6 protein-coding genes are annotated in these 10,674 nt (G+C 59.6%); all 6 read left to right on the top strand.

What is annotated here, in order from left to right; translation table 11 throughout:
• The first annotated feature begins 301 nt into the window (after positions 1 to 301).
• The 6 genes from C8J46_RS20470 (at position 302) to C8J46_RS20445 (ending at position 10,275) form a co-directional block, all read left to right on the top strand.
• Positions 302 to 1,426, top strand: coding sequence for an ROK family transcriptional regulator (locus C8J46_RS20470; RefSeq protein WP_243643554.1), 1,125 nt, complete (start codon positions 302 to 304; stop codon positions 1,424 to 1,426).
• Between the two features lie 191 nt (positions 1,427 to 1,617).
• Positions 1,618 to 2,580: an ROK family protein gene (locus C8J46_RS20465; RefSeq protein WP_132742530.1), complete on the top strand. Its 963-nt coding sequence runs from the start codon at positions 1,618 to 1,620 to the stop codon at positions 2,578 to 2,580.
• 61 nt (positions 2,581 to 2,641) lie between these two features.
• Entirely contained in the window at positions 2,642 to 3,949 is a 1,308-nt protein-coding gene (locus tag C8J46_RS20460) for a sugar porter family MFS transporter (protein WP_207894249.1), read from the top strand.
• On the top strand, positions 3,946 to 5,460 hold the full coding sequence (locus C8J46_RS20455; RefSeq protein WP_132742529.1) for a glycoside hydrolase family 32 protein: 1,515 nt from the start codon (positions 3,946 to 3,948) through the stop codon (positions 5,458 to 5,460). Before C8J46_RS20460 ends, C8J46_RS20455 begins: the two co-directional genes overlap by 4 nt.
• A 140-nt stretch (positions 5,461 to 5,600) precedes the next feature.
• Positions 5,601 to 8,471 (top strand): TonB-dependent receptor, encoded by a 2,871-nt coding sequence (locus C8J46_RS20450; protein ID WP_243643553.1) that lies wholly within the window; start codon positions 5,601 to 5,603, stop codon positions 8,469 to 8,471.
• A 196-nt stretch (positions 8,472 to 8,667) separates the two neighbouring features.
• A complete protein-coding gene (locus C8J46_RS20445; protein ID WP_165886693.1) occupies positions 8,668 to 10,275 on the top strand; it encodes a glycoside hydrolase family 32 protein in 1,608 nt (535 codons plus the stop codon).
• Positions 10,276 to 10,674 lie beyond the last annotated feature (399 nt).

Here is a 10,674-nt window from a genome sequence, read left to right as displayed (position 1 = left end):
GGGGTTTAAACCCCACCGTTGCTTCACCCGCGCTCCTGCGCGACAACAACGGTCGGTCTCTGGTTGCCGCTGGATGAAAGGCGGGGGTCACGTCACATACTCCACACCGCGTAAGATCGACCAGGTTTGCAGGACGCACCGAAAACGATCTGTTCCTGACCTGTCTCGGTAATCACGACGGGCTACGGTTGACGTTGTTAACCGGCCGCTCTTTGGCATAGGCCGAAACGCCTGATCGGGTTAACGAGCAACCACGGTGGCAAGTACCTGTGCAAAACGCCGCGTTTGAAAAGGATACGGCGTGGATACGATACGGCGAGGCACGAATGCGGGCGGGATGCGACGGTATAATGAGCGCCTGATCCTGTCAGCCGTGCGACGTATGAACGGCGCGTCAAAAGCTGAACTCGCTCGCGTGACTACGCTGTCTCCACAGGCAGTCGTACGCATAGTTGACGAGCTGGATGGTGAAGGTCTGCTGTTTCAGGCAGGTAAGCGCACCGGCGGCATGGGCCAGCCTGCGACCATCTATCGTATCAACGGCAAGCGTGGATACACGGTCGGCGTCGAGGTTGGCCGTGGGGATACCACGATCGCGCTTCTGGATTTCGACGGAGAGCGCAAAGCCGTCTGTCGCCATGCCGACAGCTTTCCATCTATCGATACCGTGCTTCGGCACGTCAACGCGTTCATTGACGAACATCTCGCGGCCACGAACTTGCTCAGTAACGAAGCCTTTATGGGCATTGGAATTGCAATGCCGTGGTTCCTCGGAGAATGGCGTGACGAGCTTGGTATATCGATCGACCAAGCGGACGAGTGGCGACGTGCTGATGTGGCGGTTCGCCTTCAAGCAGGACTCGCCTGGCCTGCATTTTTCGAAAACGACGGTAATGCCGCTGCACTGGCCCAACTGCTATGCGGCGCAGGCATCGATCTTCAGGACTTCCTGGCAGTCAATATCGGCACCTTCGTCGGCGGAGGTTTAGTTTTGGGCGGTCGGGTACATCAAGGCAGACATGGCAATGCCGGAGCACTCGCGTCAATGCCTGTCTGCGCAGCCGGCAAGAGCGACTATCTGATCCACCACGCCTCGCTTTACGCTCTTAACCAGGAAGCCGTTGCCGAGGAGCGTTCCGCGTGGACGCGTCGGTGTGTTGAGGCACTCGCCTTCGCAGTGACTAGCGCAAACAGCCTTCTCGATCTCGAAGCCGTCATCATTGACGGTGCCCTTTCTTCCACGTGTCTCGATGCAATCGCCACAGGATTGCAAGATCACTTTTTGACTAATTCACCGCCGGATTTCTTTGTCCCTGAGATCCGCCGAGGAGGTCTTGGCAACGTAGCTGCAGCCGTGGGCGCAGCCCTGCTGCCACTCCACGCAAGCTTTACCCCAGACTTGGCGAGCCTGTTCAAGAAAAGCTGATCTGCCCGAAACGGCCACAATAAAAAAAACACGGTCTATGCCGACTGGATTTCTAACTGTGCTTGACAGACTAACTCACACTAGTAGATTTAGTACCTGACCACGAAGGCGTGGCAAGTGTCAGGAGAGAGATTTCGTGTTCGTTCGTCCTAAGCCACTGTCGTGCGCCGACTATTTTCGGAATCGCGCTCATGGTTGAGCCATTGATGCTCGGCGCAATCGAAGCTGGCGGCACCAAATTTCTTTGCGCGATCTCCGATCGTGATGGCGCGACGTTGATGCAGACACGCATCCCGACCACGACGCCGAAAGAGACACTAGGCGCGGCCAGCGATTTCTTCGCTCAGGCGAGCGAGCAGTACGGCACTCTTGCGGCGTTCTCTATCGGCAGTTTTGGGCCACTTTCTTTGAATCCGATTGCAATCGATTACGGATGCATCACGTCAACGCCGAAAACGGGTTGGCAGAACGTCGACCTTCTTGCGCATTTCCGCGAAACTATCTCCGCGCCCACAGCACTCGATACCGACGTGAATTGTGCTGCAGTTGGCGAGCGGCTGTTTGGCAGCGGCCAAGGGCTCGATACGTTCTGTTATGTGACGGTTGGAACAGGCATCGGAGTTGGCGTTCTGATTAACGGTGCTCCGCATGGTGGCGCTAATCATCCCGAGGCAGGTCATATCAAACTGCCACGCGCGCCTAGCGATGATCAGTTTGCCGGAATCTGTCCTTACCACGGCGACTGTCTTGAAGGTCTGGCCTCAGGGCCTGCGATGCATGCTCGTTGGGGTACGCCGGCGGAGACGTTGCCCAGCAGTCATCCAGCATGGGACATCGAGGCAGACTACCTCGCCGGTCTTTGTGCGACACTTACCTATACCGTGCGGCCCGACCGCATCATCATCGGTGGAGGCGTCATGCAACCGCCCATGTATGACCGTGTGCGCAGGGCGCTGACCGCGAAGCTGGCCGGTTACGATGCCAGCATGCGCGCGATCGACATGGCCGACTATGTGGCGGCGCCAACCGCGGGCTCTTCGGCAGGTCTGACAGGCGCCCTCGCGCTCGCCTATCGAAAAGCGACCCGACAGTGGCCGATGCATTGGGCCGTTACTGAAACCACCTCCATCGAAGCGGAAGCCGTCAATGCATAGTGTTGTTAGTTCAGGCCCCGCGGGTGTTGCCGATGACGCCCGGGCAACTCCGGCGATCATCATGAGCGCGGCAGGCGCTGCGCTTGGTGGTCTTCTGTTCGGTTTCGACACCGCTGTGATCTCGGGTGCGACCAATGCGCTGCAAAGCCAGTTCGCGCTGACCGAGGCATCGCTTGGCTTTACCGTGGCCTCAGCCTTGATCGGCACCGTCCTGGGATCGCTGATAGCAGGCGCCCCGGCCGATCGGTACGGCCGCAAAGCCATCATGCTGTCCGTCGCGATAGCCTATGTCGTGTCGTCGCTCGGTACTGCGCTGGCGCACGACTGGTACGTGCTGATTGCATTCCGCTTCCTGGGTGGCGTGGCGATCGGCGCCGCATCGGTCGTCACGCCGATCTACATTGCCGAGGTCTCGCCGGCGCGGTTCCGCGGCCGATTGGTGGCGATGAACCAACTGAACATCGTGCTGGGTATCCTCATCGCGTTCCTCTCCAACTACATCATAGCGCAGATCCTGCCCCCCCAGACGGCTTGGCGCTGGATGTTCGGCATCGTCGGGGTGCCGTCCGTCATATTCCTCATCGTCACGTTCTTTCTTCCAGAAAGCCCAAGGTGGCTGGCGGTGCATAGGCACCGCGAACGCGCCGTCGCCGCGATGACGCGGCTTGGATTTAGCGACCCCGGTGCCGAACTGCTCCGCATCGAAGCCGCAGACACGCGCGAAGCCGCCAAGGGGGCTCCACGCCTTTTCCAGGCGTCGCACGCCCTCCCCGTCACCTGCGCAATCGCGATCGCGATGTTCAACCAGCTCTCCGGCATCAACGCCCTGCTCTACTACGCACCGCGCATCTTCGAATTGGCCGGTGCCGGTGCTGACAGCGCATTGCTGCAATCGGTTGCTGTGGGCGGTACCAACCTGCTGTTTACGGCGCTGGCACTGTTCCTGATCGACCGCTTCGGTCGCAAGCCGCTGCTGTTCGTCGGGTCGATCATCTGTGCTGCCGCATTGCTTCTGGTCGGCTGGCAGCTCGAGCGCGTCGCGCCGAACGGCACCCTGATCCTGGTCGGACTTCTCGCCTTCATCGCAGCGTTCGCGGTGAGCCAGGGCGCGGTGATCTGGGTGTTCATCTCCGAGGTTTTCCCAAGCTCCGTTCGCGGGAAAGGTCAGGCGCTGGGTTCGACCACGCACTGGGTCATGGCAGCGATCATCACCTGGCTGTTCCCGGTGGTCGCCAGCGCCGTCGGCGGATGGGTGTTCGCATTCTTTGGCGCGATGATGCTGCTCCAGTTCGTCTGGGCATGGAAAGTGATGCCCGAGACGAACGGTGTCGCCTTGGAAGATATGGATTTGCGGGGAGCTGCAGCATGAAGACGATTGCACTGCTGATGGCGGCAGCTGCCGCTCTGGCAACCTCGGCGTCGGCGCAGCGGCCCGATCCCCGGCCTAGCTATCATTTCGCCCCAGCCAAGAACTGGATGAACGACCCCAACGGGCTCGTCTACTATGACGGCGAGTATCATCTGTTCTTCCAGTACAACCCTCATGGCGACCGCTGGGGCCATATGAACTGGGGACACGCAGTCAGCCGCGATCTCGTCCATTGGCAGGAACTGCCCATCGCGATTCCCGAGACCGCCGACGTCATGGCCTTTTCCGGCAGCGCCGTGATCGACTGGAACAATACCAGCGGCTTCGGACGCAACGGCAAACCGCCGATGATCGCGATCTACACCGGGCACAACCCCAAGGCGAAGCTCCAGTCGCAGTACGTCGCCTATAGCAACGATCGCGGTCGGACGTGGACGGTCCACGGCGAGGTTCTGAACGTCGGATCGCCAGAGTTCCGCGATCCAAAGGTCTTCTGGCACGCCGCCACCAAGCGCTGGGTGATGGTCGCAGTGATGGCGCTGGAGAACCGCGCGGTGATCTTCACCTCGCCGAACCTCAAGCAGTGGACGTTCGCCAGCAGCTTCGGCCCCGCCGGCGGTCGCGGGAAAAACTGGGAGTGTCCGGATCTGTTCGAATTGCCCGTCGAGGGCGGAGCTTCCGGCGAAAAGCACTGGGTGCTCGGCATCAACCTCGGCGACAACGCCGTCGGTGGGGGCTCGGGTGGTCAGTATTTCGTCGGCGACTTCGATGGGACGCGATTCACGCCGGTTCAGGGCTGGCCCGGCGATGCGCAGTGGATGGATTATGGGGCAGACTTCTACGCCGCTGTGTCGTGGAACGATCTGCCCAAGGACGATCCACGCCGCATCTGGATCGGCTGGGCTAACGACTGGCGTTACGCGGAAGCCATCCCAACCTGGCCATCGCGCGGACTGATGACCGTCCCACGCCAGGTTACGCTGCGCAAATCGCCCGACGGGTATCGGATCATGCAGACGCCGGTGCGCGAGGTCGCGACCCTGCACGGCGCCCGACAGGAATTCGCCGCGACGTTGAACGACAGCCCGACCGCGCTTCCCATTCAGGGTGGTTCGGCGGATCTGGAGTTCGCGATCGACGCTGCTTCGTCCGAGCAGGTGGCGATCACGCTCACGGATGGCGAGGGTTATCAGACCGTCGTCGGCGTTAATCCGACCGTGAACGAGGTCTTCGTGGATCGGACGCGCTCTGGACCGCATTTCCATGACGGCTTTGCCAGCCGCCACGTCGCCCCCGTCAATCTGAAGACGCATCGCGTGAAACTGCGCATTCTGGCAGACGAGTCGATCCTCGAAGTCTTCATCAACGATGGCGAGCGGACGATCACCGATCGATTCTTCCGTGGCAGTGGCCTGCTGCGGTGGAGCGCGTCCTCGCGCGGCGGCAGTGCGCAACTGAAGCTCACCGCATGGCCGATGAACGCAGGCCCAGTGAAGGTCGCAGCGAAGTGACGACGGGTCCCGTTCAAAAGTCGGCAAGCATGTCCGGCCCGAGCTAGCTAGCGGGCCTCGCGGCCCGGACTACCAATAACCTGAAACAAATAACGTAATAAAGAGGGGATTCTTTTATGACGAGGTCTTTCCACGTCCTGTTGACGACTACTGCACTCCTGCCGCTGATTGTTGCATCTTCAGCTTGGGCACAAGCTGATGCGTCGCCGGCAACGAACCAGACCGGAGCGGCCCAGACGCCAACATCCGGCGATCCACTGCCCAACTCTGCGCCCACCAGTGCTGCGCAGGCGCAATCGGACGCGGCGCCGGAGAACGCGCAGGCGGGCGGAGACAACGAAATCGTTGTTACTGGTTACCGTGCAGCGCTTGGTTCTGCACAGGAACTCAAGCGCAATTCGTCGTCAATCGTCGACGCGGTCGTATCTGACGACATCGGCAAACTGCCGGACAACAACGCTGCCGAAGCCATCTCGCGGATCGTCGGCGTTACGGTTCTACGTTACAACGACGAAGCAGGCGTCATTCTGGTGCGTGGCCTCCCGGACGTTGCAACGACGTTCAACGGCCGCGAGTTCTTCTCGGCCGAAGACCGCGTCTTGCATCTCCAGGATTTCCCGGCTGGTGTCGCCGCGGGCATCGAGGTCTACAAGTCGGGGACGCCCGATCTTATCGAACCCGGTCTGGCAGGGCTGGTCAATCTGCGCTCGCGTCGCCCGTTCGACGTAAAAGACACCGAGATCGCCGGAGAAATCCGCGGATCATACAATGATCAGTCCAAAGCATTCGACCCGTCAGGTAACCTCCTGCTGACGAAGCGCTGGGACACACCGATTGGCGAGATCGGCGCCTTGGTGAATATGAGCTACACGCGCACCACCTATCGCAACGCCGATCGCTATGCTGACTCCGCGGTTATCACGCCGCGCGGTTTTGGCGTCGATGATCCCGCCGATGATCTAACGGTCACGACCCCTGGCGTTGGCAATTTCAACTTTCCGGCAAACGCCGGCAACTTTTACGAGAAGGGCGTTCGTCACCGGCCGGCCATCAACGGTACGATCCAGTGGCGCCCATCGGCCGATCTTGAGGTTTACGCAGAAGGTTTGTGGCAGGCGTATCGCGGCAACGTGTTGCGGGACTCGTTTAACGTGAACTTCGAACGGCGTGATGCCAACGGCGTTGCGCCCACGCTCAGCAACGTCGTCCTGGTACCGGGCGAGCCGAACAAGGCCGCAAGCTTCACCAAGACGGGCGGCTACGTTCCCGAGTTTTCACGGGTAGCGCAGGATGATCGGACTGATACATATCAGGGCGCATTGGGCTTTAAATGGACGACCGGCCGCGCAACGCTGTCGGGCGACTTCGCCTACACCAACAGCCGCTACAAAGCCCTGGAGCTTGCCGTCGACTCCCAGCTTGCGACTGCACCGACTATCAACGTCGATTGGGACGCACGCGGATCGGCAGTTTTCGATCTAGGCAGCTACGACATCACCAACCCCGACAACGCCCGCTGGCGCGGCTTCAATCAGCGCGAGTTCGTCGCCAAGGGCAACGGGCTTCAAGGCCGTCTTGATCTGGATCTCGAAACCGACTGGGGCTTCCTGCCGCATCTTCAGTTTGGCGTTCGTGCCAGTGATCGCAACGCCTCGTCGCAGAACAATACTCGCTACGCCTACACTGCCGGCCTCAACATCCCGCTTGCGAGCCTTCCAACCGGCGCGCTTGAAGTGATTACGGATGGCTTCCGTAACGATCCACAGCGCTTTCAGAACTGGCTTGCGCCAAATCGTGACGCGATCATCGCCAATAGCGAGGCACTGCGCCAGCTTGCCTATCAGTCGGTCCAGCAGGCGACCGTGCTGTTCCCGAACGACGGCGGCATTCGTGACGCTGTGGCAAAGTACGCAACTGCCGAGATCCCTGTCGATCCGCTGGGCGGCTTCACCGCTAGCGAGGCTAGCTATGCCTTCTATGGTCAGGGCAAGTTCGCGTTCGACCTCGGCGGTATCGAGGTTGACGGCACTGCCGGTGCTCGCATCGTCAACACAGATGGTGAGTATCGCGGTTTCAGTCGCGTACAGGGCAGCGATGGCACCGTTGGTATCGTCCCGACGACGACCAAGCAGAACTACGTCGACGTCTTGCCATCTGCCATTGCGCGCATTCGCTTCTCTCAGAAATGGCAGGTTCGTCTAGGCTACACGCAGACGCGGACCCGGCCGGGGTTCGGTCAGCTGAACCCTTCGCTCAACATCACGGCCAACAGCCCAGGTCCGGATGGCTCGCCGCCGCAGTTTGATGCAACCGGCTCTGGCGGCAATCCGAACCTGCGCCCGCTGACGTCAAAGAACTATGATTCCACTCTGGAGTGGTACTTCTCCAAGAACGGGTCGGCATCTGTCGCCGCGTTCTACCGCGATCTCAATGGCTTCATCGGCAACTATACACAGGTCGTAAACGACCCGATCTACGGCCGCGTTCAGCTGAACCGTCCTGAAAATGCCGGTAACGGACGCATCAAGGGTATTGAGGCTTCGGCGCAGACGTTCTTCGACTTCCTTCCCGGCCTGCTCTCTGGCTTCGGCGTGCAGGCGAACGGCACCTATCTCGACGGCACCAACCAACTGCCGCAGGCGCTCGGCGAAAGTGATCGCCAAGTGCGGATTACTGGTCTGTCCAAATGGGCCTATAATCTCACCGGCTTCTACGAGAAGGGCAAGGTTTCCGCCCGGCTCTCGTACAACTGGCGGTCGGGGTATACCACGAGCTACAACCGCACCATCAATGAAACGCAATATGCGGGCGAACTCGTACGTCCTGTGTCACGACTGGACTTCTCCGCAAGCTTCGAGCCGTACAAAAACATCTCGCTCGTGGCCAACGTCAGCAACATCCTGGCGCAGCCGTTCAAGAACTACCGCTACTATAATGAGACGCAGTATTTTGGTCGCGATCTCCGGATCGAAGGTCGATACATGAGCCTAGGCCTGCGATTCAAGATGTAACGCTCTGACCTGCGCAGTGTGGCAACACGGCACTGCGCAGGGACTTGGACCAAGTTGACCGCGGGTCAACGCCTTCGAACTCTGACCTACCTGCGCAGCGTAGGATCCCTGAGTCCCGTGTAACGAAATGCCATTCCGCTCGGGTGCGGGAGGCCGGGACCCGTCTGCCACAGATATCCTGATAGGAGCCAAGGCAATGCCACGTGAAACCGTCTACACCCGGCGCACGACGCTTGGGCTCATCGCCGGCTTTCCGATGATGGCTGGGTGTGGCCGAACACTGGGCGGAGCAACGACCTTGACGGACGGCTCGGTCTCCATTCCTCCGTCACCTTCAGCCACTGTGCCTCAGGCAGAAAACGGCCGGCCTCGCTATCACATCACTGCCCCGGCAGGCGGCTGGATCAACGATCCGCAACGCCCACTGAAGATCGGCGATACCTGGACGCTTTGGGCGTTGTACAATCCCACCTACCCTACCGGTGGCACAAATTGGCGGCGTTGGACGTCGAAGGATCTCGTCACATGGGAAGACCGTGGCATTGCGATCCCGCGAAACACCAACCGCTTTGGAGACGTATGGAGCGGCAGTACCGTTGTTGATACAGCAAATACCGCCGGTTTCGGCGCAGGAGCGCTCGTAACTCTCGTAACGATGCCGGTGCCGGGCACCGGCCAATCCTGTGCATTGTGGTACTCACATGACGACGGAGCGAACTTTGCGTTCCATGACATCGTTCTGGCTAATCCGGGAGGTCGCAAGGATTTTCGCGATCCTACCGTGTTCTGGCATGCGCCCACGAACCGTTGGGTTTTGACCCTCTCCGAGGAGGGTAAGATCGGGATCTACACATCCACCAATCTCAAGCAGTGGACATATGCCAGTGGCTTCGCCTCGACGATTGTCGGGCGCGTCATGGAATGCTCACATCTCTTCAAGCTGCATCTGTACGAGGCGAACGGCGAGACGTCGGCAGATAAATGGGTATTGCTGGTTGGCGGCAATGGTACCAAGCTCGGCTTCACCGTAGGCGGCTATTATTGGGTCGGCGACTTTGATGGGATGACGTTCACGTCCGACGCCTTGGAGGGGCAGTGGATCGATGGAGGGGCAGACTTCTACGCCGCTGTAGTCTGGACCGACCCAGCCTCGGCCGATCCGCTTGCATCGGCGTACTCGATAGCCTGGATGAGCAACTGGGATTATGTGAACAAGATTCCTGTCACCCGAGATTACCGCGGACAACTCAGCCTTGTTCGCCAGCTAAGACTTGAGCGTGTAGCGAACTTACCACGTCTGCTCAGCACACCGCTCGCTGCCCAGAATAAGGTCTTTGCTCCCGCCATTGCCGGACAGGATCAGACGATTACAGAAGGGACGTATTACGTATGGCCGGCAGGTGCAGAAGCAGCCGCCTGCCGTATTGATCTGACGTTCAGCCGGATTGGCGCCATTTGGCCCGACGACATCATCTTATTGGTTCGCAAGGATGATAATTTTGAAACCCGAATTCTATTCACAGCGCATACCAATACGGTCTCCCTTCACCGAGAAAAGAGCGGCCCCAACGTACCGAATGTTGACGTTTGGCGGCAGCAACGTAGTGTCGCGTGCGATTTCACGACGGGCTCGATAAACTTAAGCCTATTCATTGATTCAGGTTCGGTTGAGCTTTTTCTCGGCAGCGGAAAAGCAAACATTTCTGAACTCACAACGGCGCCTCTTGAGGCCAAGCTGCTTAACCTGAGCGTAAGCAACGCTAGATTGAAGGTATCGGGTGTTTCAATAACGCCTATGAATTAGCGCGTTTTGAACTCGCGCTTGCAGCGAATTCGGTTTCGCGCCTTTAAGCCAAGTCCGGCTGGACCCAATTGCGGACATTCAGACCGCCCTTTCCGCCACCCAACTTCGGCCGCTCGTTCAGGTCGTCGCGCGGCGGCGTTCGGCTGGCCAGATCGGCTGCGCGGATGTCTAAAAGGGGGAGGAAAGCAGACTGCCTGCTTACGGTATCAGGCAGCGACTTCCCTCATTGCCAGGTCGCCGAGGCCACACCCTGGTTCGTTAAGAGCATCCCGTTCCGTATAACTTCGTTGATACAAATCCATCCTGACGTGACCCCCGCCTTTCATCCAGCGGCAACCAGAGACCGACCGTTGTTGTCGCGCAGGAGCGCGGGTGAAGCAACGGTGGGGTTTAAACCCC

The sequence above is a fragment of the Sphingomonas sp. PP-F2F-A104-K0414 genome (genome assembly GCF_004340945.1).
GTDB lineage: Bacteria > Pseudomonadota > Alphaproteobacteria > Sphingomonadales > Sphingomonadaceae > Sphingomonas.
The sequence above is the reverse complement of the archived record's forward strand: the minus strand, read 5'-3'. Positions and strand labels throughout refer to the sequence as shown.

Bases quoted from the DNA above. Each gene is read 5' to 3' on its own strand.
- C8J46_RS20465 (WP_132742530.1), top strand. From the start codon at position 1,618: ATGGTTGAGCCATTGATGCTCGGCGCAATCGAAGCTGGCGGCACCAAA.
- C8J46_RS20460 (WP_207894249.1), top strand. From the start codon at position 2,642: ATGAGCGCGGCAGGCGCTGCGCTTGGTGGTCTTCTGTTCGGTTTCGAC.
- C8J46_RS20455 (WP_132742529.1), top strand. From the start codon at position 3,946: ATGAAGACGATTGCACTGCTGATGGCGGCAGCTGCCGCTCTGGCAACC.
- C8J46_RS20445 (WP_165886693.1), top strand. From the start codon at position 8,668: ATGCCACGTGAAACCGTCTACACCCGGCGCACGACGCTTGGGCTCATC.